21 protein-coding genes and 1 tRNA gene are annotated in these 26,868 nt (G+C 62.6%); 14 read left to right on the top strand and 8 right to left on the bottom strand.

Annotated features, from left to right (window positions below; translation table 11 throughout):
* Positions 1–551 precede the first annotated feature (551 nt).
* Positions 552–1,826: a PQQ-dependent sugar dehydrogenase gene (locus KY459_09170; protein ID MBW3564882.1), complete on the top strand. Its 1,275-nt coding sequence runs from the start codon at positions 552–554 to the stop codon at positions 1,824–1,826.
* Between the two features lie 123 nt (positions 1,827–1,949).
* Here KY459_09170 and KY459_09165 read toward each other — a convergent pair whose 3' ends face one another.
* Positions 1,950–2,369, bottom strand: a complete 420-nt coding sequence (locus KY459_09165) for a DoxX family protein (protein ID MBW3564881.1) — start codon at positions 2,367–2,369, stop codon at positions 1,950–1,952.
* A 237-nt stretch (positions 2,370–2,606) separates the two neighbouring features.
* Between KY459_09165 and KY459_09160 the strand changes: the two genes are divergently transcribed.
* Positions 2,607–3,716 carry a DUF1028 domain-containing protein gene (locus KY459_09160; GenBank protein MBW3564880.1) on the top strand — a complete coding sequence of 370 codons (1,110 nt, stop codon included), beginning with the start codon at positions 2,607–2,609 and terminating at the stop codon, positions 3,714–3,716.
* Between the two features lie 375 nt (positions 3,717–4,091).
* Here KY459_09160 and KY459_09155 read toward each other — a convergent pair whose 3' ends face one another.
* The 4 genes from KY459_09155 to KY459_09140 form a co-directional block, all read right to left on the bottom strand.
* The gene (locus KY459_09155; protein ID MBW3564879.1) at positions 4,092–4,253 is read right to left on the bottom strand and encodes a hypothetical protein; all 162 of its coding nucleotides are present in this window, start codon (positions 4,251–4,253) and stop codon (positions 4,092–4,094) included.
* Between the two features lie 203 nt (positions 4,254–4,456).
* The gene (locus KY459_09150; protein MBW3564878.1) at positions 4,457–5,773 is read right to left on the bottom strand and encodes a tetratricopeptide repeat protein; all 1,317 of its coding nucleotides are present in this window, start codon (positions 5,771–5,773) and stop codon (positions 4,457–4,459) included.
* A 3-nt stretch (positions 5,774–5,776) separates the two neighbouring features.
* Positions 5,777–6,304 carry a sigma-70 family RNA polymerase sigma factor gene (locus KY459_09145; GenBank protein ID MBW3564877.1) on the bottom strand — a complete coding sequence of 176 codons (528 nt, stop codon included), beginning with the start codon at positions 6,302–6,304 and terminating at the stop codon, positions 5,777–5,779.
* Positions 6,305–6,368: 64 nt separating this feature from the next.
* A complete protein-coding gene (locus KY459_09140; GenBank protein ID MBW3564876.1) occupies positions 6,369–7,283 on the bottom strand; it encodes a histone deacetylase in 915 nt (304 codons plus the stop codon).
* A gap of 165 nt (positions 7,284–7,448) precedes the next feature.
* Between KY459_09140 and KY459_09135 the strand changes: the two genes are divergently transcribed.
* The 10 genes from KY459_09135 to zapB all read left to right on the top strand — a co-directional run bounded on the left by KY459_09135 (position 7,449) and on the right by zapB (position 21,880).
* Positions 7,449–10,148 carry an insulinase family protein gene (locus tag KY459_09135; protein ID MBW3564875.1) on the top strand — a complete coding sequence of 900 codons (2,700 nt, stop codon included), beginning with the start codon at positions 7,449–7,451 and terminating at the stop codon, positions 10,146–10,148.
* A 90-nt stretch (positions 10,149–10,238) separates the two neighbouring features.
* On the top strand, positions 10,239–11,129 hold the full coding sequence (locus KY459_09130; GenBank protein MBW3564874.1) for a peptidylprolyl isomerase: 891 nt from the start codon (positions 10,239–10,241) through the stop codon (positions 11,127–11,129).
* Between the two features lie 122 nt (positions 11,130–11,251).
* Complete coding sequence (locus KY459_09125; GenBank protein ID MBW3564873.1) at positions 11,252–11,596, top strand: phage holin family protein; 345 nt, start codon at positions 11,252–11,254, stop codon at positions 11,594–11,596.
* Positions 11,597–12,132: 536 nt separating this feature from the next.
* Entirely contained in the window at positions 12,133–14,028 is a 1,896-nt protein-coding gene (parE, locus tag KY459_09120; protein MBW3564872.1) for a DNA topoisomerase IV subunit B, read from the top strand.
* Positions 14,029–14,077: 49 nt separating this feature from the next.
* A complete protein-coding gene (gene parC / locus KY459_09115; protein ID MBW3564871.1) occupies positions 14,078–16,318 on the top strand; it encodes a DNA topoisomerase IV subunit A in 2,241 nt (746 codons plus the stop codon).
* Between the two features lie 134 nt (positions 16,319–16,452).
* Positions 16,453–17,172 carry a PilZ domain-containing protein gene (locus KY459_09110; protein MBW3564870.1) on the top strand — a complete coding sequence of 240 codons (720 nt, stop codon included), beginning with the start codon at positions 16,453–16,455 and terminating at the stop codon, positions 17,170–17,172.
* A gap of 249 nt (positions 17,173–17,421) precedes the next feature.
* Complete coding sequence (locus KY459_09105) at positions 17,422–18,567, top strand: acyl-CoA dehydrogenase family protein (protein ID MBW3564869.1); 1,146 nt, start codon at positions 17,422–17,424, stop codon at positions 18,565–18,567.
* A gap of 12 nt (positions 18,568–18,579) precedes the next feature.
* Positions 18,580–19,551, top strand: coding sequence for a methylmalonyl Co-A mutase-associated GTPase MeaB (meaB, locus tag KY459_09100; GenBank protein MBW3564868.1), 972 nt, complete (start codon positions 18,580–18,582; stop codon positions 19,549–19,551).
* Positions 19,548–21,560 (top strand): phenylalanine--tRNA ligase subunit beta, encoded by a 2,013-nt coding sequence (gene pheT / locus KY459_09095; protein ID MBW3564867.1) that lies wholly within the window; start codon positions 19,548–19,550, stop codon positions 21,558–21,560. The genes meaB and pheT overlap by 4 nt, the downstream gene beginning before the upstream one ends.
* Before the next feature lie 11 nt (positions 21,561–21,571).
* Positions 21,572–21,880, top strand: a complete 309-nt coding sequence (gene zapB, locus KY459_09090) for a cell division protein ZapB (GenBank protein ID MBW3564866.1) — start codon at positions 21,572–21,574, stop codon at positions 21,878–21,880.
* Between the two features lie 10 nt (positions 21,881–21,890).
* Here the strand turns inward: zapB and KY459_09085 are convergent.
* Positions 21,891–21,977 (bottom strand) — tRNA-Leu (locus KY459_09085).
* Positions 21,978–22,069: 92 nt separating this feature from the next.
* On the opposite strand from KY459_09085, the gene pgsA reads away from it, so the two are divergent.
* Positions 22,070–22,714: a CDP-diacylglycerol--glycerol-3-phosphate 3-phosphatidyltransferase gene (gene pgsA / locus KY459_09080; GenBank protein MBW3564865.1), complete on the top strand. Its 645-nt coding sequence runs from the start codon at positions 22,070–22,072 to the stop codon at positions 22,712–22,714.
* 34 nt (positions 22,715–22,748) lie between these two features.
* Positions 22,749–24,065: a DUF2254 domain-containing protein gene (locus tag KY459_09075; protein MBW3564864.1), complete on the top strand. Its 1,317-nt coding sequence runs from the start codon at positions 22,749–22,751 to the stop codon at positions 24,063–24,065.
* 24 nt (positions 24,066–24,089) lie between these two features.
* On the opposite strand, the gene KY459_09070 is transcribed toward KY459_09075, so the two are convergent.
* Both KY459_09070 and KY459_09065 read right to left on the bottom strand, forming a co-directional pair.
* Positions 24,090–25,244, bottom strand: a complete 1,155-nt coding sequence (locus KY459_09070; protein MBW3564863.1) for a hypothetical protein — start codon at positions 25,242–25,244, stop codon at positions 24,090–24,092.
* Positions 25,157–26,626: a leucyl aminopeptidase gene (locus tag KY459_09065; GenBank protein MBW3564862.1), complete on the bottom strand. Its 1,470-nt coding sequence runs from the start codon at positions 26,624–26,626 to the stop codon at positions 25,157–25,159. The genes KY459_09070 and KY459_09065 overlap by 88 nt, the downstream gene beginning before the upstream one ends.
* Positions 26,627–26,868: the final 242 nt, after the last annotated feature.

Raw genomic sequence — 26,868 nt, 5'->3', positions numbered from 1 at the left:
GCGCGGCTGGAGACTTCCGGCCGCGTTTTTTTTTGCGTGTAGCGAATCGATCTCGTGCCAGGCGACGATGTCGCGCCGAGGTTCGTGTGGGTCAGGGATTCCGGTGACTGGCATGATGGTTCGACGGCAGGGTCGCCTGACTCCAGGCGCCGTGATCAAACTTCATGCGCCGCCCTTCTGCCCGCCCCGGTCATCCCGAGCGTGCGGTTGGGTGGGGGGCGAGGGATCTCCAATGAAAGTACAGTCAGGCAAAGCGAAGCGCCGAGTCTGCGAGGCGGCACCGGCGCTGCGCTTGGATCCTCTGTACTCGCTCTGGAGGTCCCTCGTCCCCCGCCCGCAGATCCGCTGGATCGAAACGGAATCTCAAGCTCGCCACCCGCTCGGGACGACCGGGCGGGGGAGATGGAGTGGGACCGGCTCAATTCCGGCCTCCGCAATGATGGTTTGAAGAACGCGTCGCCGATGTCGTACCGGGCTTCGTGTTGGCCAGCGATTCCGGCGACTGGACTCGTGACTGCAGCGAGACGCCGGATCAATCAGGAGGTTCCACAATGCCGAAAGATCATCGAAATAGGATCGCCGCACTGATCGTGACCTTCACGCTCGCCGCATGCGCCGACCCTTCGGCGATCAGCAATGCTGGCGAGCCGGAAGCGAGCGGGCGCCAGGGCACCGCCAACGCCGCTCCCTGCGAACCGATCGAGACGAGATCTCCGAATGCCGCCCGGCAGCAGCCCACCTTCCCCGAGCAGACGCGCGCCTGTGAAGAGACGACCGACGTCGAATTCGACCTCACCGTTCTCGCGGATGGGCTGACCAACCCGTGGGCGGTCGAGCCTCTCCCGGACGGCGATCTTCTCGTCACCGAAAAGCCCGGACGGATGCGGATCGTCACCGCGTCGGGCTCGGTCGGTGAGCCGATCAGAGGAGTTCCGGAGGTCGACGCGCGCGGGCAGGGTGGTCTGCTCGACGTCGCCCTCAGCCCGGACTTCGCCCGCGACCGGATGGTGTACTGGAGCTACACCGAGCCGCGTCGGGGAGGGAACGGGACGAGCGTCCCCCGCGGTACGCTCTCGCAGGATCGACGGAGCCTCGAGGGGGTTCGCGTGATCTTCCGCGCCCGGCCGACCTACGACGGACGGCTCCATTACGGCTCGCGGCTCGCCTTCGGTCCCGACGGCAAGCTCTTCGTCACGCTCGGCGAACGCTCCGACAGAGAGATCCGGCCGCAGGCGCAACACCCTGACAGCCAAATGGGGAAGATCGTCAGGATCAACCCCGACGGGTCGGTTCCGAACGACAACCCTTTTGTCGACGAATCCGGCACGCTCCCGGAGATCTGGACCTTCGGCCATCGCAACCTCCAGTCGGCGGCCTTCGACGATCAGGGACGGCTCTGGGCCATCGAGCACGGACCACGCGGGGGTGACGAGCTGAACCTGATCGAAAAGGAGAAGAACTACGGCTGGCCGCTCGTGACATTCGGCGAGGAGTATTCGGGCGATCCGGTACAGACGGCCGAGACGACGCGGCCCGGCTACGTCGATCCGGTCTATTACTGGGATCCGGTGATCGCGCCGTCCGGTATGGAGATCCATTCGGGGGACTTCCCCGAGTGGGAGGGGAGCATCTTCGTCGGAGGGCTCGTCACCGAGGCGCTCGTGCGGCTCTCGTTCGACGGCGATCGCGTGACCGGCGAGGAACATCTTCTCGGTGAACGAGGGCAGCGGGTCCGCGACGTCCGCGAGGGAGCCGGCGGCGTGCTCTATGTCGTGACCGACGAATCGGACGGCGAGCTTTGGAAAATTACGCCGCGGGCGGAGTGAGATAAAAGGATGTGAGGATGCGAGTGAGGGAGTTGCCGGGCTTGATCCTTCCTTCATTCCCTGACATTCCTCAAATCCCGTATCTCAAACCCTCACATCCTCATAATCTGCAGTCCCTGGAGATCAGGCGGCGACGTCTAGGCGAGCTTCGGCAGTCGCCCCTGCACGAACGGAATCGATGGACCAGATCCCGCTGCCACGAGCGGCGATGTAGAGGAACAGGAAGGCGTAGAGCGCCGCCGTCTCCCCCTGGTTGACCAGCGGGTTCCACCCCTGCGGGAAATGAACCCTGAAGAACGCCACGGCCATCTCGCCACTCGCGATGAATGCCGCGATGCTGGCGAACAGGCCGACGAGAATCATCAGTCCGGCGACGATCTCGATCACGCCAGCAGTGACCATGAGCGGTGGAAGAGGACCTTCCTCGCCGCCGGGACCGCCCGCCGGCCAGCCGAGCAGCTTCTGCGTGCCGTGCATCATGAACAGAAATCCGGAAACGATGCGGAGCAGCGCGTACGCCTGTGGTTCGAATTTTCTCAACATCTCATCCTCCTTTTTCAAATCTGGGTTCTGATCTCGCTGTCTGGCGCACGCCGTAGGCGCGTTCACACTCCGATCCAGCTTTGCGGAGAGACCCGGTGAGTGGCGGAAGCGGGGAGGCTGACCAATCGATGATCTTTACGAATATGAACGTTCCCGCGACGCTCGAGTCGACCGCTCCAGGTCGGTGACGATCTCGCCAGCTCCGCGATATCATCCGAAGTGCCGGAGGAATCGTTGATGATTCGAAGAACCTCATTCGCCGCCACACTGCTGCTCTCCATCATGTCGATTCTTCCGCTCGCTGCCTCGGAGACGGTCGTCGTCTTGCCGGACGGAGTCGCGGTGGGCGCAGACGGGAATCCGCACTACGCGACCTTTTCGCTCTGCGCGATCGACCCGGAGACCAGAGAGTCGGGTGTCGCGGTGACGACGAGGGTTCCGTTCGTCGGGCGGGCCGTCCCGTTCGTCCGCGCCGGAGTCGGTGCGGTAGCAACTCAGGCATGGACGGTCGTCGAGTACGGCTCGAGGGGGCTCGACCTTCTAGAGGAGGGGTTCGCCCCCGAGGAGGTGCTGAAGCGTCTCCTGGCGGACGACCAGGGTCGCGAGCGACGCCAGCTCGGAAGGACGGCGAGTCATACGGGGAGCGGAACGGGAGCCTGGGCGGGAAGCCGACAGGGGACGAACTACACCGTACAGGGGAACATTCTCGTCGGTCCGGAAGTGATCGAAGCTGTCGCAGCGCATTTCGAATCGACGGCCGGCACCGGGATGGCGCTGGCGGAACGGATGATTCTGGCGCTCGAGGCAGGGCAGGCGGAGGGGGGCGACAAGCGGTGGGGTCTCTTCCAGAGCGCCGCCATCCGGATCGCCGATCCGAACGAGCCCGGGCGCGGCGGCGACAACATCTCGCTCTCGATCGACGTTGGCGAGCACGAGGAGCCGGTCGGGGAGATGAAGCGGATCTACTACCGGACCGCCCGACGGCTCGGCTACCGGAGCTTCTCGGAGATTCGCGGCAACGACGTCATCGAGCTCAAGAGGATGCTCCACGCGCTCGGCTACTGGAGGGCGGACTCGGAAGGGGTTCCGGAGCCGCCGGAGTTCGACATCGATCGTGAGCTGATGACCTCCGATCCGAAGCGCTACGAGGAGCTCGTCGCAGCATGGAGAGAGAAGCGGAACGCGTGGGACGACCGCTACGCACTCTATGACGCGGAGACCGCCGAGGCGGTGGACGCGTTTCGAGAGGCAAACGGGCTCGAGTTCCAGGGTAACCCGGCCGGGCTGGTCGACGAGCGCTTCGTCGAGGAGTTGCGGCGCCAGTTCTACGCCCGCGCTCGCGATTGAAATCGGCCTACTGTCCCTCCGGGCCGGTCATTTCATCGGCTGGAGATGCAGCGGATCGATCAGCTCGAGGTTCGGGGCGTGACCAGCTCACGCCGGGAGAGGGGCCTGGGCCTGCGTCCACCGATACGAGGACTTCGCTCGCGTCGTCGAGGACGGCGTAACAGATCGGCGTCCGGCATTCCGGGGAACACGTCGGATGACGTTTTGCTCCCCCGCGCCACCCGCACCGCACCTCGGGATGCCGGACGCCGGACAAACCAATGACCCGAGGGCGGGGCGAAGCGCAACCCGGGTCATCGATCGCGGGCGAGCGGATGCCGACACCCGCTCGCCCTGCTTTCATGCGTCAGAAAAGCGTCGCAGCTCTACGCCGCCTCAATCATCTCCCTGGGGGATGTCGATGACGTCGTCGGCCGTACGCTCGACGGTAGAAATAGTTGTACCGTTGAACAGGTCGGTTGCGACGTCGATGTCGATCGGGGAAACAACTCCGATACCAAAAAGCACAGAAATTCCGAGCAGCCAGATAAACCGCATTTGATCCCTCCGTTTTCTCCGGTCTTCACCGGATTCATGGGTGATGGAGGGGCGCCCTCACCCTATACAGTGGGTGAGAAGGGCATTCTCCTACCCCCTTCGGGAAAAAAAATCCGACACGCCCCCACAAATTGTCCCACGGACCGGACCGGAGGGCGACGGAGGGACGCCCGGCCAGGCACCATGAGGCCGCGGTTTGATCTTTAGTTGGGAGGGCTGAAAGCGACTTCCCCCTCGGTTGCCGAGGCGAAGAACTTCCGGACGAAGCGGAGGTCCTCGGTGGTCAGAGACTCCGACTTTGCCGAGATCTCGAGATAGCTGAAGGCCTCGGCGGCGAATCTTCGCGCCCCGACCCGTCGGAACGTCCGGAGCGCATCGGCACAGAGATCGCGGACCGCTTCGTATTCGCTTTTTTCGAGGTGGATCTCGGCGCGGTCGAGCGCGATCATCGCGACCTCGACGTCGAGCCCGAGCGCCGCAGCTTCCTCGTAGACGCTCGTGAGAAACTCGCTCGCCTGATCATGGCGGCCCTGGTACCAGGCGCAGCGGCCGAGATTCCAGCGGGCTCGCAGCGCACTGCTCCGATAGCCGGCCGAGGAGAGATGACGCCACGACTGCTGCAGATACGACTCCGCGCGCGGAGGATCATCGCGCAACAGATAGACCCCGAGGTTGAGAAGGACCCTTCCGCGGAAAACAGGCTCGTCCGACGAAGTCGCCTTGAGGAGATCCTGCATGATCGCGACCGCGTTGCCGACGTCTCCCGCCCGTTCGATCACACCGGCGAGGAGCAGCTGGCCATTCCTGTATCTCTGCAAATCGCCGAAGCGATTGAAGGTGGGACATGCTTCTTCGAGAAGCGTTCGCGCCACATCGAGCTCTCCCGTGGTGAAGCAGATCGAAGCGCGGATGTAGTCGAGCGAAGCGAGCTCGGGATCGGGCACGGGCGTCTTCTCGAACGCCACGCGAGCTTCGTCGAGCGCGTGAAGCGCCTCGTCGAAACTGCCGCGTACCCGGAGGGCATTGGCGAGCTGTCGCCACGCCTGTCCCCGTGCCGTGTCGATGACCACCGCAGGGTAGTCTTCGCTCATCAGCCGTGACGATGCGAATACCGCGAGACGCGCGAATCGCTCGCCCTCGGCGGGGGTTCGCTCGACTTCCGTGTACGACCGGTCGACGAGCGCGTGGACGAGACCGGCCGTCGGATCGGAGGTCGTGATCGCCCGCTCGAGCTCGGCAGGTGGCGTCAGCGCGATCACGATGTCCGCGGCAGCCCGCTCGTCCGCGAGATCGACCTCGATCTGCTCGAGCGATTCGATGACAGCGTTGTCGCTGAGCATCGGGCTCTTACGGCCGTTGCCCCACGACTCCGGGTCCCGCAGGATCCCGACGAAGGACTGGAGCTCCTCGAGCCTCCCCGCACACGAATGACACTCCGTAACGTGGGACTGGACGTCGACGTCGCGCGGGCCGGAGCTGAGGTGATATTGAAAGAGAGCATCTTCGGTGAGGTGAGACATGATTCAGTTCTCCGTTAGGTCCGAGTAGATGAGACGAAGTTTTCCAAGACAGTTTCGAATGAGTTTTTCGGCGTAACGCCGTGTGGTGCCGAGCTCGACGGCCACTTCCTTGGCCGTGCAGCCTTCGACGAAGTACAGCTGAAGCGTGTCGCGACAACGGTCCTTGAGCAGACGGAGTGCCGCCTGAATCGTCAAACGAGTGACGAGCGAGTCCTCGGAGGTGTCGCCGGAACTACCCGTCGTCGGTTCGGCCTGTGTCTCTTCGCGACTCCGCTTGCGCCAGTACTCGCTGCATGCCCGGCAGACCCCGACGGTGAGATACGCGCGAGCCTGCTCGATGGGTCGTCTCGAGGTGTAGAAGTTGAGAAAGACGTCATGAGTCAGGGTGGCGGCTTCGTCCCGCGGCACGTCGTATTTGCGCATCGCGAGTGATACGAGGAACTCGTAATGCTCCTCGTAGAGTGCGCGAAAGCCGGAATCGGCAGCGGCACCGACCGGCGTCCCGGGATGCGGGTTGGCGAGGTTCCCCATGATTTTACGCCAGGCTCGTCCAGAGTACAGCAGACCGTCGAATTGCTCAACTTTCAGGGCCCGATCAGCGGAGATGCGCCGCTACGCTGGCCGCCAGCGCCTCGTGATCGTAGCCCCCCTCCAGAAGCGAGAGAATGCGCCCGTGGCAGAGCCGTCGAGCCAGTTCGCGCGTCATGAGCGTCATCTCGCGAAACGCCTCCTCGGTCAGAGCGAGATTGCCGAGCGGGTCTCGGAGGTGCGCATCGAACCCGGCCGAGATCAGAATCGCGTCCGGACGATAGCCCTCGATCTCCTTGACGACCTCCCGCTCGAAGATCCGGAGATAGTCGCGATCGCTCGTTCCCGTAGCGAGCGGAAAGTTGCGCGTGGCTCCTTCTCCCTCTCCCGTTCCTCTCTCTTCTGCGCGACCCGTGCCGGGATAGAAGGGCCAGCCGTGAAGCGAGAGGTAGAAGACGTCGGAGCGGCGCTCGAAGATGTGCTGCGTACCGTTCCCGTGATGGACGTCCCAGTCGAGAATGAAGACCCGGTCGAGCCCGTGACGATCGAGAAGATACTCCGCGGCGCAGGCGATCGTGTTGAAGTAGCAGAATCCGAAAGCGGCGTTCCGCTCGGCGTGATGTCCTGGAGGCCGCGCGATCACGAAGACGCCGTCCCGCGGGTCGCTCATGATCGCATCCGCGGCGGAGAGCGCGGTCCCCACCGCGTTCCATGCGGCACTCCACGTTTCGGGTGAGATGACGTTGTCGGGTGTCATGAACATCGCCGGCGCAACAGCGATGGCGCTGGCGAAGCTCTCGATGTATTCGTCCGAGTGAACCTTTCGGATGACCGCTTCGGTCGCGTCGTGGGGTGGGGGTTGCTCCGGCTCGATCCCGGCGCGGCGACAACCTTCGATGGCCCAGAGGAGCCGCCGGGCGCTTTCCGGATGGATCGGACCGGTGTCGTGAGCGGCGAACGATTCGTGCGTGAACGCTCTCACGGGACGATTTTCTCATGCGGCTGTGAAAATCGTGGAACGGTTTGTCGCTCCTGTTCTCCGCCGGATTCCATGCGATTGAAACCCATGGGAGGATATCGGCGTAGTCCGGTCAGATCGAGGACAGATCCTTCCGATCCCGACAACCCCGACTAAGGAGGCATTTCGATGAAGCTGATCGTTCGATTACTCTTGCTGGCCATGATGACGACCAGCGCTCTTGCCGCAAACGACTTCGAACCGACCGGGTCGGTCCTCGATCCGTTTCTCGCGGAAGTTCACCGGGAAGTGTTGCCCAACGGGCTGACCGTCCTGATCCGGCCGCAGCCGGGAACCGGGGTGGTCGCGATCAACACGTGGGTGAAGGCGGGCTACTTCCACGAGCCCGACGAGATCGCGGGGATGGCACACCTCTTCGAGCATATGTTCTTCAAGGGCTCGAAAAAGTTTCCGGGCGCCGAACAGATCTCGACCGAGCTGAGCCGCGTCGGCGGGCAGACGAATGCCGGAACGATCTACGACTCGACCAACTATTACTTCGTTCTTCCTCGCGAAGGTTTCGAGCGAGGGCTCGAGATTCAGGCCGATGCGATCATCAATCCGCTCTTCGATCCGGAAGAGCTCGACAAGGAATCGGAAGTCGTCATCGAGGAATCGAACCGCAAGCTCGACAACCCGCCGGCCGTATCGATGGAGCGGATGTTCGAGACCGCCTTCACGAAACACAGGATTCGGCGCTGGAGGATCGGCTCGAACGAAGTGCTCCGCGCGATCGACCGTGACGACCTGATCGCTTTCTTCGAGACGCTCTACCGTCCGGAAAACATCATCGTGACCATTACTGGTGATGTTTCTGTCGAACAGGCGCTCGAGGCGCTCGAGACGACGTTCGCGCAGCTTCCGAAGGGGGCTCTGAAGAAGGAGCGCGGCGCCGCGGAGCCTCCTCAGAAGGAGTTCCGGTACGGCCGGTCTTCCGCCGACATCCAGCAGGGCTACTCGGTGATGGGATGGCACACCGTCGGAGTCGGACACGAGGACGAGCTCGCCCTGGAGGTTCTCGGCAGCATTCTCGGAACCGGCCGTTCGTCGCGCTTTTACCGGCACGTTCTCGGTCCCGATGCGGCGAGTACGGCAAATGCTTTCAACTGGTCGATCGAAGACGTCGGCATCTTCGTCGTGCAGGCGTCCTTCGATGAAAAGAACCGCACCGAAGTCGATCGCCGTCTCCTTCGGGAAATCGAGAGAATCCGGAAGTTCGGTCCCACCGGGTACGAGATGCAGCTGGCGAAGAATGGCCAGGAGTCGAGCACCATTCTCGGGATGCAGTCGGTACTCGGACAGGCGCAGGCGCTCTCCTACGCGGAGGCGAATTACGGGTATCGCGCCATCGGAACGCGTCTGGTCGAGCTGGAAAAGATGACCGCGGAGGATGTTCAGCGGGTCGCGCGAAAGTATCTCTCTCCCGACCGGCTGACGCTTTACCACTACACGCCCGAGGAGGCGCCGGCGCTCACTCCAGCCGAAGCGAGGGAGTTCGTGACGGGTGTGATCGCCGGGGCGAAGCTCGAGAAAGAAGCAGACTTCGAGGCGCCGGCCGTCGGAAAGCCGCTGAGCCCGGCGAAGGCGGCCGCGGAGCCGGTCGAGCTGAAGCTCTCGAACGGTGCGACGCTCGTCGTCGAGGAGCGATCTGGAGCACCGGTGGTCTCCGCGGGCGTCTACTTCCGCGGTGGGAGGATCGGAGAGAACAGCAGTATCGCCGGGATCACGTCGTTGACCCAGCGGGTGATGCGGCGCGGAACGAAGACCCGAACCGCCGAGCAGTTGAATCGTGACATCGAGTTTCTCGGGACGCAGATCGGAACCACGACCCAGCCCGATTACTTCGGCTTCGACCTGACCATTCTCGGGCGGAGCTTCCCGGCCGGCGCCGAGATCCTGGCGGACGTCGTGATGAATCCGGTGTTCCCCGAAGAGGGGATCGTCGAGGAGAAGCACCAGCAGAAGGCGAGCATCAAACGTTCATTCGATTCTTCGGTCCAGCGACCCTTCCAGCTGCTCTACTCCTCCTTCTATGGCAACCATCCCTATGCTCTCCCCTCGGATGGCTACGAGCTTTCGGTGGAGGCGATCTCGAAGGATGACCTGCAGGCATGGTGGAGACAGTGGGTCGTCGCGGACGATGCCCTCATCGTCGTGGTCGGCGACATCACCGCGGCCGACGCCCGGAAAGTCGCCGAGACGCACTTCGGAAAGCTCCCGAAGAGAACCACCGCTGTGAGGCGTCTGCCGGCACCGACGCCTCCGCCTGCGCCCGTCGTGACCGTCGAGAGTCGCCAGAAAAAACAGTCGGCGATCGCCGTCGCATATCCCGCCGTTCCGATGAGCCACCGGGACTGGCCGAGGCTGAGACTTCTTCAGAATGTGACCTCCGGTCTCGCAGGAACGTTTTTCGCGGAGTTGCGAGGGAAGCGATCACTGGCCTACACGGTCTTCGCCGGGGAGTCGGCGCGGAAGGACGCCGGAACCTTCATCGGATATCTCGCGAGTGACGCTTCGAAGGAAGCGGAAGCGAAGAAGGCGCTGGTCGAGGAGTTCGACCGTCTCGATGAGGGAGGAATGAATGAGGAGGACATCGAGCGCGCGAAGGCGTACTTTGCCGGTTCGACGAGGATCTCGCTCCAGACCAATGCGTCGCATGTCGACGATCTCGCGGAGGCGTGGATGATGGAGCTCGGTCTCGACTTCACCGATCGCCTGCTCGGTACGGTCTCGGAAATCACATTCGAGGAAATGACCGATGTCGCGTCGCGATACTTCGATGACGAGCTCCTCACGATGGCGGTCGTCAGCGGAAATGCCGCGCAGTGAATCACGGATTCAGGAGTGCAGCGGTGCAGCGCTCCCGGGTGGCTGCGCCGGTCTCGCGACGGGACGGCGATTCGTGAGAGGATTCGAACGATGAACCGGGATGATCTCAAGGTTGCGGTGATGGCGGCGATTCCGATGATCGCGGTCATTGCTCTTCTCTGGAGTGGCGCCGTACGGGGAGAGGACGCCGGAGCAGCGCCGGCAGCAATGGAGGGGGTGATCTTCGTCAACGGCGAACCGATCACCCGCGCGGAGTTCGAAGCGGCGATGAACAGTCTTCCGGAAGAGATGAGGATGGCCCTGATGAGCGAGGGCGGCAGAAAAGAGCTCGCGGAGCAGCTGGTCCGGCAAAAACTGTTCGTACAGGAAGCCCGTCGCCGCGGAGTCGATGAGGATCCGGCCGTCAAGGGCGCCGTGGCGCTCGCCGAGAACAACATTCTCGCGATGAGAGGACTCGAGGCCGTCGCCGGCGACATCGATCGAGAGGACCTCCGCAAGATCTGGCCGACCGTCGAGACGGAGTTCGAGGAAGCGACCGCCGAACAGATCGTCATCGGATTCGATGGATCGTTTCTCGGACAGGGAACAAGACGCAGCGAGGAGGATGCGCGCGAGCTCGCGGAGGAGATCGGTCGGAGAGCCCGGGAAGGAGAGGACTTCCAGGCGTTGCGCGAGGAATTCTCCGACGACAAGGGTTCGGACGGAATGCTGCCGGTCGTGACGCGCTCGACGACCAGCGGAGAGGTCGCCGACGCGCTCTTCAATCTCGAACAGGGCGAGGTGAGCGAGCCGGTCAAGACCGATTTCGGCTGGCATGTCTTCAGGATGATCTCGCGCAGGAGTCCGACCTTCGAAGAGACCAGACGAGTTCTCCAGCAGGATCCGGGAACGCCCTATGCGCAGGCAATACTGAGGCGGCTGAGGTCGGAAGCCGAGGTCCGCTTCGACGACGAGTACTTCCGCAATCCCTTCCAGCACTGAGCGAGAGGGCGAAGTGACCGTCGGATGACGGTCTGCCGGTTGCACGGGGAGATGCGACAGGAGCGAAAAATGAAAATACCGATCATCCCACGCGCAGTCCGCGCGAATCAGGAGGCTCGCCGATGATCATCCGGTGGCTCATCAATACCGCGGCTCTCTATGCGATTACGTGGATCCCGGGGATCAGCTACACCGGAACGATCCCGATGCTCTTCGTCGCGGCGCTCGTGCTCGGTCTTCTGAATACGCTCGTTCGTCCGATCCTGGTCGTCGTGACGCTTCCGTTGACGATCGTGACGCTCGGGCTTTTTCTGATCGTCGTGAACGCGGGGATGCTGTGGCTGATGGCGTGGATCATCCCTCAGTTCCAGATTGACGGATGCCTTTCGGCGATCATCGGCGCGGTGGCTCTCAGCATCATCTCGATGCTGACCGGCTGGATCGGAAAGAAGGAGAGCCGGGACTAGGAATCAGGATTCAGGATTCAGGGAAGAAGAGTGAAGAGTGAAGGGTGAAGAGTGAAAGAAGAATCATCCAGCGGGAGGGCGAGGCGCCTGCCGAGCCGCACCGTTGCGTTCCACCGAAATGTCACCTGAAAACCATTCTCTCTCGGCCCGCTCTCGGTCTTTTGCACTGAACTGACCTTCTGCCATTCCGCGACGGTGCGGCTCGGCAGGCGCCTCCCGGTGGGGGGATGTTTGAGCCTGCGAGGCCGCGGCTCGCCGGCGCGTTCCCCCCCTCAGATTCTTCGCCCGTGCTTCGGCGGGCTCAGAATGACGAGTGCTTCGCTCCTCAACCCTGGTTCCTGAATCCTGGATCCTGGATCCTGGCTCCTGACTCCTGTCTCCTGAATCCTGTCTCCTGAATCCTGTCTCCTGTCTCCTGAATCCTGTCTCCTGTCTCCTGAATCCTGTCTCCTGATTCCTGGATCCTGCCCCCTGCGTTATCATTTCCTTCCAACGCTCCGTCCGTCCGGATGGAAGCTCCAGGAAACGACGAATTCATGAGCTCGAAATACGACTCTTCTGCAATCGAGGTCCTGCAGGGGCTGGAACCGGTTCGAAAACGCCCCGGGATGTACACGCAGACGGAGCGGCCCAACCACCTCGCGCAGGAGGTGATCGACAACTCGGCCGACGAGGCGCTGGCCGGGTACTGCCGGAGGATCGACGTCACGCTGCACGAGGACGGCTCGCTGACCGTTGCCGACGATGGCCGCGGGATGCCGATCGATCTCCACAAGACCGAAAAGCTCCCAGGTGTCGAGGTGATCCTGACGCGGCTCCACGCGGGCGCCAAGTTCTCCGACGGCAGCTATCGATTCGCCGGCGGCCTGCACGGCGTCGGCGTTTCGGTGGTCAACGCACTCTCGGAAAAGCTCGTCGTCCGGATCCGGCGCGGCGGCAGAGAGTACGAAATGACGTTCGCCGCGGGCAATCGCAGGACGAAACTCCGGGAGATCGGCACGGTCGGCCAGCGGAACACCGGCACCACGATCCGGTTCTGGCCCGATCCGAAATACTTCGACTCGCCGAAGATGAGCGTGCCCCGGCTCAAGCACACGCTGAGGGCCAAGGCCGTTCTGCTGCCAGGTCTCACGACGACCTTCACGAGCGAGCTCGATCCGAACGACGACGAGGAGTGGCACTACGAGGAGGGGATCTCGACCTACCTCCAGACGACGCTCGAAGATGTCGAGACGCTGCCGGCGACTCCATTCACGGGTCACTTCGAAGGCGCCACCGAGGAGGTCGAGTGGGCGTTGGTGTGGGTGCCGGAGGGGGAAGATCTACTCGGGGAGAGCTACGTCAATCTGATTCCGACCCCGGTGGGCGGCACCCACGTCAACGGTTTCCGGACGGGGCTGACCGAATCGATCCGGGAGTTCTGCGAGTTCCGTAATCTTCTGCCGCGGGGTGTTCGAGTGAGTCCGGACGACGTCTGGGCCGACGTCGCGTACGTCCTGTCGGTCCGGATGGCGAATCCGCAGTTCACGGGACAGACGAAGGACCGGCTCTCCTCACGCGAGACGGCGGCGTTCGTCTCGGGGGTGACACAGGATGCGTTGTCGATCTGGCTGAACCATCACGTCGATCAGGCCGAGGCGATTGCGCGGCTGGCGATCGACCGGGCGCAGGCACGGCTGAAAGCCGGAAAGAAGGTTGCGCGGAAGAAGACCTCGGCGGGGCCGGCGCTTCCGGGCAAGCTCGCCGACTGCGCGTCGAGCGATCTCGACCGGACCGAGCTCTTCCTCGTCGAGGGGGACTCGGCGGGAGGGAGCGCGAAGCAGGCGAGGGATCGCGAGCATCAGGCGATCATGCCGCTGAGAGGAAAGATCCTCAACACCTGGGAAGTCGATTCGTCGCAGGTGCTCGCCTCCCAGGAAGTGCACGACATCGCGGTTGCGCTCGGAGTCGATCCCGGAAGCTCGAACCTCGACAATCTCCGCTACGGAAGCGTCTGCATCCTCGCGGATGCCGACTCGGATGGCCTTCACATCGCGACGCTTCTCTGCGGGCTGTTCCTTCGCCACTTTCGGCCGCTGGTGGAAGCGGGGCGGGTATACGTGGCGATGCCGCCGCTCTACCGGATCGATGCCGGAAAGAACGTCTACTACGCGCTCGATGACGCCGAAAAGGCGGGCATTCTGGAGCGGCTCGAGGCCGAGGGATACCGGGGGCGGCCGAGCGTGCAGCGATTCAAAGGGCTGGGCGAGATGAACCCGCTCCAACTGCGCGAGACGACGATGGCGCCGGACACGCGACGGCTGGTCAAGCTCGTCGTCGGCGATGCGGGAAGCGAGGAGAAGGTGCTCGACATGCTGCTCGCGAAGGGGCGGGCATCGGATCGACGCGAGTGGCTGATGAACGAGGGCGATCGCGCGGGACTGGAGGTTTGAGTTGGCGACGAAGAAAAAGAAGGGAACCCGGCGGAAGAAGGAGCAGAAGATCCTGACATTCGCAACCGCCGGATCATCGGCGCTCGAAGTAGAGGAGATTCCGCTCGAGATCTTCGCGCGGAGGGCGTATCTCGATTACTCGATGTACGTCGTCTCGGATCGGGCGCTTCCGCACATAGCCGACGGTCTCAAGCCGGTCCAGCGGCGAATCATCTATGCGATGTCGGAGCTGAGTCTCGGTGCGAACGCGAAGCACAAGAAATCGGCTCGCACGGTCGGAGACGTCATCGGCAAGTTTCACCCGCACGGCGACTCCGCCTGCTACGAGGCGATGGTTCTGATGGCACAGCCGTTCAGTTACCGGTACCCCCTCATCGAAGGTCAGGGAAACTGGGGCTCGCAGGACGATCCGAAATCGTTTGCCGCGATGCGCTACACCGAGGCGCGGTTGTCGCGGTTCTCGGAGATTCTCCTCTCGGAGCTCGGGCAGGGGACGGTCGAGTGGGGACCGAACTTCGACGCGACGCTAGAGGAACCGAAGCTTCTCCCCGCCCGGCTCCCGCATGTTCTTCTCAACGGTACGTCGGGAATCGCCGTCGGGATGGCGACCGACATTCCGCCGCACAATCTTCGGGAGATCGTCGGTGCGGCGATCGCGCTTCTCGAGGATCCTACCCTCACGACGAAGCTGCTCACCGAGTTCGTGATCGGGCCGGACTTTCCCACCGAGGCCGAGATCATCACCGGGGCAGCCGAGATCCGCGAGATCTACGAGAGCGGCAACGGAACGATCCGGATGCGCGCCACATGGGAACCCGAGGAGGGGGACATCATCATCACGGCTTTGCCGTTTCAGGTCTCCGGCAGCCGAGTGATCCAGCAGATCGCCCAGCAGATGCAGGCAAAAAAACTGCCGATGGTCGAGGACATGCGGGACGAGTCGGATCATGAGAATCCGACGCGGATCGTGATCACGCCGAAGTCGAGCCGTGTGGACCACGACCAGCTGATGAACCATCTGTTCGCGACGACCGATCTCGAGCGGACCATCCGCATCAACATGAACATGATCGGTCTGGACGGCCGGCCACGTCTCTACTCTCTTCGCGAGATCCTGCTCGAATGGCTCGAGTACCGGACCGAAACGGTTCGCCGTCGTCTGCAGTGGCGGCTCGACAAAGTCGCCGATCGGATCGAAGTCCTCGATGGCTACCTCGTCGCCTATCTCAACATCGACGAAGTCATCCGGATCATTCGCCGCGAAGACGAGCCGAAGCCGGTTCTCATGACTACGTTCTCGCTGACCGAAAGGCAGGCGGAAGCGATTCTCGAGTTGAAGCTGCGTCATCTGAACCGGCTCGAGGAAGTCAGGATACGGGGCGAACAGAAGGATCTCGCGAAAGAGCGAGCCGATCTGGAAAAGACACTGAAGTCGAAGGCAAGGCTGAAGCGGCGCGTCCGGGACGGGCTCGAGCAGGACGCCGAGGAGTTCGGCGACGATCGGAGATCGCCGATCATCCAGCGCGAGGCGGCAAAGGCTCTCGACGAGACGGCGCTGATTCCCTCGGAACCTGTGACGGTGATCCTCTCGAAAAACGGCTGGGTGCGGGCGGCCAGGGGGCACGACATCGATGGCAACGCGCTGAGTTACCGTGGGGGCGACCAGTTCCTCTCATCTGCGGGCGGGCGGACCAATCAGACCGCGATCTTTCTCGACAGCAGCGGACGGACCTATGGGCTCTCGGCGCACACGCTCCCTTCGGCGAAGAGCCACGGCGAGCCGCTGTCGAGCAGCTTCAATCCCCCGGCCGGGGCGAGCTTCCAGGGAGTCGTGATGGGAGGCCCCGAGGATCTTTATATCCTCGCGAGCGATGCGGGTTACGGGTTCATCGGGTCGCTCGGTGAGATGGTGACCGATCGGAAGGCGGGGAAGTCGCTGATCACGGTTCCGAAGGGGGGAAAGGCGCTCGGGCCGGTACGGGTCCGCAACCCGGAGGAGGACCTGCTGGCTGTGGCGACCGATGAGGGGCGTCTTCTCGTCTTTCCCGTCTCTGAGTTGCCGCGGCTCGCGCGAGGGAAGGGAGTGAAGCTGATCAGCCTCAGGAACGAGCGTGTGGCCGGGCTGGCCGTCCTTTCGCAGGACTCGACCCTGGTGGTTCACGCAGGCCGTCAGTACATGAAAGTTTCCCAGGCGGATCTGGAGGGGTTCATCGGAAAACGGGCACTTCGGGGATCGAAGCTTCCCCGGGGCTACAGAAACGTCGACAGACTCGAAGCCGTCACCGGGTGAGGCGCGACGAAAACACGATGTCATGAGCCTGAATCAGACCTTTGGATATCATGACGCATTCAAATGCACCCGTTGGAGCGCCTAACTTTCGTTGGCATCGCGAGCGGCGGCGCTGAGCTAGACTGAATCATTCGATGGGCTCCGAACGAGATCGATCACAGCGGACCAAGCAGAGGGTTTCCCCGTCACGCCAGCTGTACGGGCGGGTGGGAACGACCGGCGTGCTTCTGATCGACGTCAGCGAGTCGGGTGCGAAGATTGAGCATTACAACCGCCGGTTCGGGACGGGATCCAAAATCGATCTGATCATCGAGTGGCAGGAAAAGGCCCTCAATCTGAAGTGCCATGTGGTCTACTCCCGGGTCGACCGATTCATCACGGGAGAGAAGGGCGCCACCGTCTATCGATCCGGGTTGAGGTTTCTCGATCCGAGCGAAGAGACCATGACGGGTGTTCGTGCGATGGTGGCGGACATCGTCAAGAGAGGTCTCGCCGAGCAGGTGGCCAACGTCAAGGGGCTGGGACCGATCATGCAACGGGACATGCCTACGTTCCGGACGGGTGTGGTCGATGCGAGCGGGAGGGCGGAAGGTGTTCGCGCCGAGGGGGCCGCGCATCTCGTCCCGGAAAAGGCGTGGGCGAGCGAGATCGGATACATTCGATGCCGGCGGGTGGGAAACTGGTGGGAGAAGAAGCGGACTCACAACTCCGCACAGCCGGAGGATGGGTTCACGGTGCCCGCCACCGAGCATCCGGACGACATCGAGCTCCTCTGCCGGACCTGGGATACGTCCGACGAAGCCGGGCGCCAGTTCATCAAGGCATGCGCGGAAGTGGCGGTCACTCGCACGTAAGTGAAGAGTGAAAAGTGAAGAGGGGAGGGGGTCGGGGTCGGGTCTGAACTTGGAACTTAACTACCGTTGATCTCCCAAGCTCTGGCGATCCCTGAGTTAAGTTCCAAGTTCAGACCCGACCCCGCCTTTCGCCGGTTTGCGCCGATCGGGCCCCGCCATTAGAATTCGCAGCAACCCGGCGTCGCCGCGAGTAATCACTGGCCTTCCTGCCGGCGACGCGCACGCGGGATTTCCCGTTAGGAGTGCTGCATGGATTTCCGTCTCAGCGCGGAGCAGGAACAGATTCGCGACATGGTTCGCGAATTTGCAGAAAAAGAGATCCGGCCCCACATCATGGAATGGGACGAGGCGCAGCATTTCCCGGTCGATGTGATGAAGAAGCTCGGGGAGCTGGGAATGCTCGGCGTCATCTTCCCCGAGGAGTACGGCGGGGCGGGGCTGAGCTACATCGACTACGTGAACGTCATCGAGGAGCTGGGAGCTGTCGAGAGCGGAATCGCTCTGGCGGTCGCCGCGCACAACTCCCTCTGCACGGGCCACATCTTCGTCGCCGGCAGCGAGGAGCAGAAGCAGAAGTACATGCCGAAGCTCACCTCGGGTGAATGGATCGGATGCTGGGCGCTGACCGAGCCCGGGTCCGGAAGCGACGCCGCGGCCATGCGGACCATCGCGACCAGGGACGGCGACGACTGGGTGCTCAATGGGACGAAAAACTTCATCACGAATGCGACGCACGCCGATGTCGCCGTCGTCATGGCGATCACAGACCGCGAGGATCCGAAGGGGAGCATCACGGCTTTCGTCGTGGAGACGGATCGGGACGGAATCCGTCCCGGAAAGAAGGAGAACAAGCTCGGGATGCGGACCTCCGACACCGCGGAGCTGGTCCTCGAGGATTGCCGGGTTCCTGCCGACGGCCTTCTGGGGGAGGTGGGGAGGGGGTTCGTCGGCGCGATGAAGACACTCGACGGAGGGCGGATCTCGATCGGCGCGCTGGCCCTCGGAATTGCACGCGGCGCCTACCAGGCGGCTCGCGGGTATGCGAAGGAGCGGACCGCATTCGGGAAGCAGATCGCCGAGTATCAGGCGATTCAGTTCATGCTGGCGGACATGGCCACCGAGATCGATGCTGCGAGACTGCTCTGTCATCGGGCGGCCGCGACCAAGGATTCCGGGGAACCGGTCACGACCCAGGCAGCGATGGCAAAGCTCTACTCGTCGGAAGTCGCGGTCAGAGCCACCGAGAAGGGAGTTCAGATCTTCGGAGGATACGGCTTCGTCAAGGAGTATCCGGCCGAGAAGTACTACCGCGACGTCAAGCTCTGCACAATCGGCGAGGGAACCAGTGAGATCCAGAGGATGGTGATCGCGAGGAACATCCTCGCCGAGATCTGAGACCAGGCCGCGATGGAATCGATCGAGAGCCTGAAGGATCAGATCGAGGCCGGCCGCTTCCGGGCTCTCGGAAGAGCCGTCTCGATGATCGAGCGGGATGATCCCGAGACGGAGAAGCTTCTCGCGGCGCTCTATCCGTCGACCGGGAAGGCGAGGATCGTCGGCGTGACCGGCTCGCCGGGAGCGGGAAAGTCGACCCTGGTCGCGGCGATGGCCCGGCAGTATCGCGCGGAGGGGAAGACGGTCGGAATCATCTGCGTCGATCCCACCTCGCCGTTTTCCGGAGGGGCACTGCTCGGGGATCGCGTTCGAATGCAGGACCTCTACATCGACTCGGGTGTCTACATCCGGTCGATGGCAACCCGAGGCTTTCTCGGGGGCATCGCGCGCGCGACAAACGACGTAGTCGACCTTCTCGACGCGGCGTCTTTCGACGTCGTGCTGGTCGAAACGGTCGGGGTCGGGCAGGATGAGGTCGAGGTGATCCGCACCGTTCAGACGAATATCGTGGTTCTCGTCCCCGGAATGGGCGACGATATCCAGGCGATCAAGGCGGGAATCATGGAGATCGGGGACGTATTCGCCGTCAACAAGGCGGATCGTCCCGACGCCGACCGGACCGTGATGGAAGTCCGCACGATGATGTCGCTCGTCGAGGAACACGCCGACTGGATACCCCCGATCGTCAAGACCGTGGCGACGACCTCGGTCGGAATCGACGAGCTCGCGAAGACCATCGACCAGCATTACGAGTACCTCGAGAGCTCGGGTGAGCTCGATCGCCGCAACAGGGAACGCGTCCGGATCAGGATCGAGACTCAGCTCAAGGAGACATTCATGAATCGCCTCGTAGGCGAAACGATCACCAAGGAGGATTACGAGGCGCTTCTCGATGACGTCCTCCGGAAACGAAACAATCCCCACGACGCCGCGGCATCGGTGATCAGCCGCGTGGACTTCTCACCGGGGGACGACAAACGATGAAGATGCTCACCGAATGGATTGGCGACTGGATCGACCTCGAGGGGATCGACGATCGAGCATTCGACGAGACGCTGACGCGGATTGGCCATGCGGTCGAGGGAGTGGAAACGTCACCTGCAGGGAGAACGGTCGAGCTCGAGATCACCACGAACCGGATCGATGCAATGTCCCACAGAGGGATGGCGCGCGAGCTCGCCGCCGCAGTCGATCGGAAAGTCCGGCCGGTCGAAAACCTCGTCGACGTCGAAGGTCTCGATGCCTGGCCGGTCTCGATCGAAGCTCCCGCGATGTGTGGCCGCTTCGCCGCTCTCGCGATCGATGGAGTCGAGGTCCGGCCATCGAGCGAAAAGATCCGCCGCAGGCTCGAAAGCGTCGGACTGCGGCCTCTCAACAACATCGTTGATGCGACCAATTACGTAATGCTCGAGCTCGGCCATCCGCTCCATGCCTTCGATCGCGAGCGGCTCGAGGGAGATCGAATCGTCGTGCGCCCCGGTCGAGAAGGAGAGAAGCTCACGACGCTCGACGGCGTCGAGAGGACTGTCGATCCTCGCACCGTCGTCATTGACGATGGAACGAGGGGAGTCGGACTCGGTGGCATCATGGGGGGCGAGAACAGCGAGATCGACAAAGGCACCACACGCGTGCTGCTCGAGTGCGCATGGTTCGACCCGGTGACGATCCGTCTGGCTTCGCGTCGTCTGAATTTGAACACGGACGCGTCGTATCGCTTCGAGCGCCGCGTCGATCCGGGCGATGCAGCAGAGGCGATTCGCCGCTGTGCCGCCTTGATCATCGATGAGGCAGGAGGAGCTCCGTTCGCGTTCTCCGATGAGATCGTGAATCTCCCCGAGCCGACCGTCGTCGAAGTCCGGGCTGGAAGAATCGCGATGTTCTCGGGCGGCGCCATCGGCCTCGACGAGTCGCAACGGATTCTCGAAGGCCTGGGAATGCGGGTGGAGCCAGCCGGGGAGAGTCTCCGAGTCGCCGTTCCTTCGTGGCGAGGCGACATCGCTTCGGAGATCGACCTGATCGAGGAGATCCTCCGCATTCACGGTTACGACGAGATTCCGGCAGCACTTCCGAGGCTTTCGACCGGCGATGTTCGCCGAGATGAGGCCCGGGAGCTGGAAGAGCGGGTTCGCGACGTTCTCGTGTCTCTCGGTCTGAGCGAGGTGATCACGTACTCGTTCATGCGGATCGATCAACTGGCGGAGATTTCGGAGGAGGAGCCGCTGATCGTCGAGAACGCGCTGTCCGAAAATACTGCAGCGATGCGGACGAGTATCATTCCGGGCCTGCTCGAAGCGGCCGCGTCGAACTGGTCGTACGGGAATCGTCAGGGGGCAATCTTCGAGGCCGGCAGGACGTATCACGAGCTCCGGGATGGAACCGCGGAGAGCGCTCGCGCCGCAATCGCGCTGTGGGGTGCCCGCCCCGGACACTGGGACGAAAAGTCCAGAGACGTGGACTTTTTCGACGCCCGGGGAGTGGTCGATGAGCTGGCCGAGAGAATCGGAGCGGCTCTCGAATGGGAACCGGCATCGCTGAAATGGGCGCGGGATGGCTATGCAGCGGCGGCGTCGATCGACGGGGAGCGGGTCGCGGTCGTCGGCCAGATCGATTCCGGATTCGGCTCCAGACTGGGGCTGAAGACGACGGTCGTCGCGGCGGAGATCTCGCTCGAGCCGTTCCTGAAGGCGCGACCGGTCGTCGAAATGCAGGAAGTCTCGCGATATCCCGGCGTTCCGATGGCTTTCGCGTTCAGACACGATCCTGATCTGAGCTGGACCGAGATCCGAAGGGTGCTGGAAGCCGTGCGTCCCGAGGAGCTCGCCGATTATGGTCTGTGGGACCGGTTCGCGAGTCCGGATGACGAGCAAGTGAAGACGACGCTGGCGATGTGGTACCAGGTGCTCGATCGTTCATTGAGTCAGGAAGAAGTCGAGAAGACGCACGAACAGCTGAAAAAGACGATTGCCTCGAAGCTGCCGATCGAGAGCGAATGAAGGAGAGTTGATTGGCGAAGAAAGAGTCGAAAAAGGACGACAAGCAGATGGAGCTGATCGGGCCCGGCGGCGTCGAGATGATCGATCGTCTCGCGGTTCAGGTCGAGAAGGCGATCGAAACGATCAGGAAGTTGCGGGCGGAACGGGACGATCTCGTAGGGCGACTCGAAGAGGCGGAATCACGGCTCGGAGATCTATCCGGGGGTGCCGAGCGGCTGGCAGAGCTCGAGGACGAGCGTGAAACGTTCGAGGAGCAGCGGCAGGAAGTTCGCGGGCGGATCGAGAAAATTCTGGAAAAGCTCGCTCAGATCGACGGCTGAAGTGAGAAGCTGGTGCGAAAGGGGGGACTCGAACCCCCACGACCTTGCGGTCACCAGCTCCTGAGGCTGGCGCGTCTACCAATTCCGCCACTTTCGCATCGCCACGGACCACGGTGGGAACGGCCATTCGAAAGAAAGCGAGATCCGATTTAATTCCCGTCGCCGATAGGGCGCGGTATGCTGGGCAGAATGAAGATCGGTGAGGTGAAGATATCCGAGGATGAGCCGCGCCCGGTTGGCAAAGTCGCCCCGGCGGAGGCGGTCAATGAGATTGACGAGGAAGCTTCGAGGAGAATTCTCAATCTCCCCAATTCGCTGACTTTTTTTCGCGTTTTCCTCGTCCCTTTTCTCGTCGTCGCGCTGCTCACCGAGTTCGAGGCGAAGGAGTATGTGGGACTGGGGATCTTTCTCCTCGCGGCGGTGACCGATCTGGTCGACGGATGGATCGCACGCCGGTTCAACCAGATCACGAGACTGGGGATGCTGCTCGATCCGATCGCGGACAAACTGCTGATCTCGGCGGCGTTCATTTCGCTCGTGGCGCTCGGCCTCGCGTCCGCATGGATGGTCGTGGTCATCATCGGCCGTGAGTTCGCGGTCTCGGGTCTCCGTTCGGTCGCTGCGCAGCAGGGGATCGACATGCCGGCGTCCAAGCTGGGGAAAGGGAAAACGGTTTCGCAGGTGATCGCGATCTCGCTGCTCATCCTCGGTGAGAAACTCGGTGAGCTGCAGTGGCTCGGGCCGGCGGTGCTCTGGGTGGTCGTGATCCTGGCGATCGTGTCGGCCGTCGACTATGTCTGGAGGTTCTACTCGAGCGTTCTGGCGGTGAAATGAGCCGGGTGGAATCGTCCTCGCAGAGCCCGCGTCCGTGAATTTCTCGCGCATCAAGTGGCTCTGGAGCGTGCTGAGATCGAGCCTCTGGTTCGTCCCGGCCGTCATGACGATCGGGGCGCTCGTCGCGGTGTGGACCGCGAATTACATCGACCGCCACTACCGATTCGAGATTGCCGAGACCTTCGTCTTCTTTTACGGCGGGGGTCCGGAAGGTGCGAGACAGATTCTCGCGACCATCGCGGGTTCGATGATCACGGTCGCCGGCGTCATCTTTTCCATCACCATTGTCGCGCTCTCGCTCGCCTCGCAACAGTTCGGCCCTCGTGTTCTCCGAAACTTCATGCGCGATCGGGCGAACCAGCTCGTTCTCGGAACGTTCATCGCGACGTTCATTTACTGCCTTCTCGTTCTTCCCAGCATCAGAGGAACCGAAAACCGCGCGTTCGTACCGTACCTCTCGGTTACTTTGGGAGTCGGTCTGGCGCTCACGAGTCTGGCCGTACTCATCTACTTCATCCATCACGTATCGCGCTCGATTCAGGCGGACGTCATCGTCCGTGTCGTATCCCGGGATCTCGACTCGAGTATCGAGCGCATCTATCCCGAACATCTGGCCTGGAAGGAGGGGGACGAGGATCGAGGGAGAGAAGCTTTCGAAGCCGTGAGGGCGACCAGCCATTTCGAGATCGAGGCGGACGAGAGCGGTTACGTTCAGTTCGTCAGTGAGTCTGTGCTGACGGATTTATGCTGTGGATCCGGGATGGTCGCGGAGGTCCTGCGCCGGCCGGGCGACTTTGTGACCGAGGGAGCGCCGGTCGCGCGCGTATGGGCACGCTCGGAGCTCGACGAGGAGAAACTCGAGAAGCTCGCGGACGCCTTCGAGATCGGGACTTCGCGGACCACCGATCAGGATGTCGAGTTTGCGATTCTTCAGCTCGTGGAGGTGGCCGTTCGTTCGCTCTCTCCCGGGATCAACGATCCGTTCACCGCGGTGGCGTGCGTCGATCGGATCAGCCAGGGCCTCATGAAACTGATCAACCGGGACTTTCCTTCGCCGTACCACTTCGATGATGACGGTGAGCTGAGACTCGTCGCCAGACCGTTCGACTTTCCCGGGATCTGCGATACCGCGTTCGATCACATTCGACAATACGGAGCTTCGAGTGTCGCGGTCACGATCCGCCTGCTCGAACGCATCGCCGACCTCCTGGACCGCTGCGAGCGGCCGGACCGGCGGGAGATACTTCTCGAGCATGCGCGGATGATCCTCCGCGCAGGCGAGCGATGTCACAGCGAAGAGAACGACCTTCGCGACATGAGGGAGCGCTTCGATGGTCTGGTCGAGGCGTAACCGTCATTCCTCGCTACCGAGGAGTCAGCTTCTTTCGCGGCGCTCCGCTTCCGCCCGTGCGAGCGCCCTTCGAATCGCATCGAGAATCCGGCGATCGGATTCGATCGCGAGCGCCTGGAGCTCGGGCATTTCCGCGAAGCCCTGGAAGATGACGACGAACCGGTCGATGCGTAGAGCGACGACCCTTCCCCTGTACTGATCCTCGGCGGTGAAATTGTCTTCCCCGAGGTTCGGTACGGCGTCGAGCACGCGTCCGTTTCGTTCGAAAAAGGACTTGTAGGCCTCGAGGATCTGCGTGGCGACCTCTTTGCCGGGAGCGGGGAGCGCCAGTCCCGTCACCCGGCTGCCGGACGGGAGCGCATAATCGACGGTGAATGAATTGCCGAGATAGGTAACTCCGAGCCCCTCGCGGACGCTGTACTTTTCGGAACCGGGAATCCGGTGGGTGGACGGGAGAAACCCGAGGACCGCCGGCATCCCCTCCGCCGCGGGGATGTCTTCGAGAACGACGCGTGTCAGAGTCCCGATGGAGCCTTCCGCGGCGGGCTCGGTCTCATCGGATGAATCGTCGGAAGCAGCGACGCTCTGCGCGCCGGGATCGGAGAGGGGGCCGGAGCTCGGTGCGGCCAGCTCGATGACGCGAATGAAGAAGGGTCCTTTCCAGACCTGGATCGACTCGTCGGTGGTAAAGGCGGAGTTGCCGAGGTCGACGGTCTCAGTATTTCCGCCGCGCTGGCTGGTCCAGGCACCGAAGGCCTGGACGAAATCGGGGAAGCGAAAGAGCTCGACCGTGGCGACCTTGTTTCCGACCTCGCTCTCGTAGCGCCCGACGGTGAGATCGACGAGACCGTAATCGAGAAACGGCGCGGCACCCCCGGCAAGCCATCGTCGGGCACCCGGACCGATGTAGACGCGCGGGTCGGTGGTCAGGCGCCATCCCTCGATGTCCTCGTCTCTCGGGAGAAAGCGCATCGCCGGCGATTCGGCCGATTCGGCGGATTCAATTTCTTCTTCCTCCGCCCCGGTTTCCGGAGGTGCGGCCTGAGACCCCTCAGCGCCGCCGCAGCCGGCGAGCAGAATCGCGAGCAGCGTCAGAGCGACTGCAGGAAGCGGATGGTGGCGCGTACGCCGGCTCCGGTCGCTCCCTTTCGTTCTCTCGCTGTCTTGTTGTCTGCCCATGCGGTACCGGCGATGTCGACGTGAGCCCATGAGTCGCACTCCACGAACTGCTTGAGGAACACGGCTGCGGTGATCGCCCCGGCGGAGCGCCCACCCGAATTCTTGACGTCCGCCCACTCGCTGCGGATGCATTCGAGATAGTCGTCCCACTCGGGCAATCTCCAGAGTCTCTCGCCGACCTGTCCGCCTGCATCAATCAACTTTCGAGCCAGTTCATCATCGTTCGAGAAGAGCCCCGAAGCCTCTGTCCCCAGCGCGATTACGCACGCTCCCGTGAGCGTGGCGAAGTCGAGCAGATGGTCGGGCTCGTAGCGGGTCGAGTAGTGGAGCGCATCGCAGAGAATCATCCGCCCTTCGGCGTCGGTGTTGACGATCTCGACCGTCTTTCCCGACATGGTCCGGATGATGTCGCCGGGCTTGTACGCGCGACCGCTCGGGAGGTTCTCCGTCGCCGGGACGAGTCCGATCACGTTGTGACGGATGCCGAGGGCCGCGACCGCCTGCATCATTCCGATGACGGCGGCTCCGCCCGACATGTCGAACTTCATCTCTTCCATCCGCTCGGAAGGCTTGATCGAAATGCCGCCGGAATCGAAGGTGATCCCCTTGCCGACGAGGCAGATCGTCTTGCCGGCCTTCCTCGGACGGTGCTCCATCACGATGAAACGGGGCTCGCGATCCGATCCCTGGTTGACCGCCAGAAGCCCCCCCATCTTCATCTTCTCGATCGCCTTCTTGTCATACACCGTGCACGAGAATCCATACTCCTTTGCAAGCTCCTCTGCGCGCTGCGCGAGATATTCAGGGGTGATGAAGTTGCCGGGCCCGTTCGCGAGGTCTTTCGCGGTTCGAACTGCTTCCGCGATCTTCTGAGATTCCTCCGAGAGCTTTCGGCCGGTTTTTTTGTCGATCGACTCGGGCGCGATCAGCGTGGCGTGGATCTCGATTTTCTGATTCTCATCGTCCTCTTCGCTCAGGTACCGGTCGTATCGGTAGTCTGCATGGCTGAGCTGATCCGCGGCCCAAACCGTCATCTCCTTGTCGGTCATCTCGCCGACCCGGTACGGAAAAACGACCGCGATCTCCTCGTCCACGTTCTTCTGCGCATGATGCGCAATCCGGAAAAAGCCTGCCCGGGCGACTTTGTGGTCGAGCTTTTCCGCCTTTCCCAGTCCGACGAGGGTGAGTTTCCGTGGCTCGTCGGAGATCAGGCTGACCATCTGTTCCGATCTGCCGCTGAAGCCCGAAGTTTCGATCATGTCGCGCAGAAGCGTGTTGAGCGACTCCGGCAGATTGAGGGGGGCGTCGGAACCCTCCGTCAACATCACGTAGAGATTGTCGATCTTTTCCGGGTTGAGCTGCGTCTGGACTTCGACTTTCACTGTGGTGACACCTCCTGGAAGCTTCGGCTGGAGCGTTCGGTGGCTGGAAACGCCGTGAATCCCGGTTGCGAATGCAACTGCTGGTCGATCGCGGCTGACGAAAGAAACCATAAAGACGTGCGGGTGTCAACGAGCCTGGCCTCGAACGAGGGCAGAGGAGGGGAATGATTGCGAGTCTGTGACAAAAATAGTGGCTGTCGGTTCCTGAACGAAAAAAAGTGCATCGCCGGATATCCCTCCCA

This window comes from Acidobacteriota bacterium (assembly GCA_019347945.1).
Taxonomy (GTDB): Bacteria; Acidobacteriota; Thermoanaerobaculia; order Gp7-AA8; family JAHWKK01; genus JAHWKK01.
This window is presented reverse-complemented; position numbering and strand designations above follow the sequence as displayed.

Coding starts and splice junctions, on each gene's coding strand:
- KY459_09135 (MBW3564875.1), top strand. CDS start 7,449: ATGAAGCTGATCGTTCGATTACTCTTGCTGGCCATGATGACGACCAGC.
- KY459_09125 (MBW3564873.1), top strand. CDS start 11,252: ATGATCATCCGGTGGCTCATCAATACCGCGGCTCTCTATGCGATTACG.
- parE (MBW3564872.1), top strand. CDS start 12,133: ATGAGCTCGAAATACGACTCTTCTGCAATCGAGGTCCTGCAGGGGCTG.
- pgsA (MBW3564865.1), top strand. CDS start 22,070: ATGAAGATCGGTGAGGTGAAGATATCCGAGGATGAGCCGCGCCCGGTT.
- pheT (MBW3564867.1), top strand. CDS start 19,548: ATGAAGATGCTCACCGAATGGATTGGCGACTGGATCGACCTCGAGGGG.
- KY459_09165 (MBW3564881.1), bottom strand. CDS start 2,369: ATGTTGAGAAAATTCGAACCACAGGCGTACGCGCTGCTCCGCATCGTT.
- KY459_09155 (MBW3564879.1), bottom strand. CDS start 4,253: ATGCGGTTTATCTGGCTGCTCGGAATTTCTGTGCTTTTTGGTATCGGA.
- meaB (MBW3564868.1), top strand. CDS start 18,580: ATGGAATCGATCGAGAGCCTGAAGGATCAGATCGAGGCCGGCCGCTTC.
- KY459_09070 (MBW3564863.1), bottom strand. CDS start 25,244: ATGGGCAGACAACAAGACAGCGAGAGAACGAAAGGGAGCGACCGGAGC.
- KY459_09160 (MBW3564880.1), top strand. CDS start 2,607: ATGATTCGAAGAACCTCATTCGCCGCCACACTGCTGCTCTCCATCATG.
- KY459_09130 (MBW3564874.1), top strand. CDS start 10,239: ATGAACCGGGATGATCTCAAGGTTGCGGTGATGGCGGCGATTCCGATG.
- KY459_09170 (MBW3564882.1), top strand. CDS start 552: ATGCCGAAAGATCATCGAAATAGGATCGCCGCACTGATCGTGACCTTC.
- KY459_09150 (MBW3564878.1), bottom strand. CDS start 5,773: ATGTCTCACCTCACCGAAGATGCTCTCTTTCAATATCACCTCAGCTCC.
- KY459_09110 (MBW3564870.1), top strand. CDS start 16,453: ATGGGCTCCGAACGAGATCGATCACAGCGGACCAAGCAGAGGGTTTCC.
- KY459_09145 (MBW3564877.1), bottom strand. CDS start 6,304: ATGGGGAACCTCGCCAACCCGCATCCCGGGACGCCGGTCGGTGCCGCT.
- KY459_09105 (MBW3564869.1), top strand. CDS start 17,422: ATGGATTTCCGTCTCAGCGCGGAGCAGGAACAGATTCGCGACATGGTT.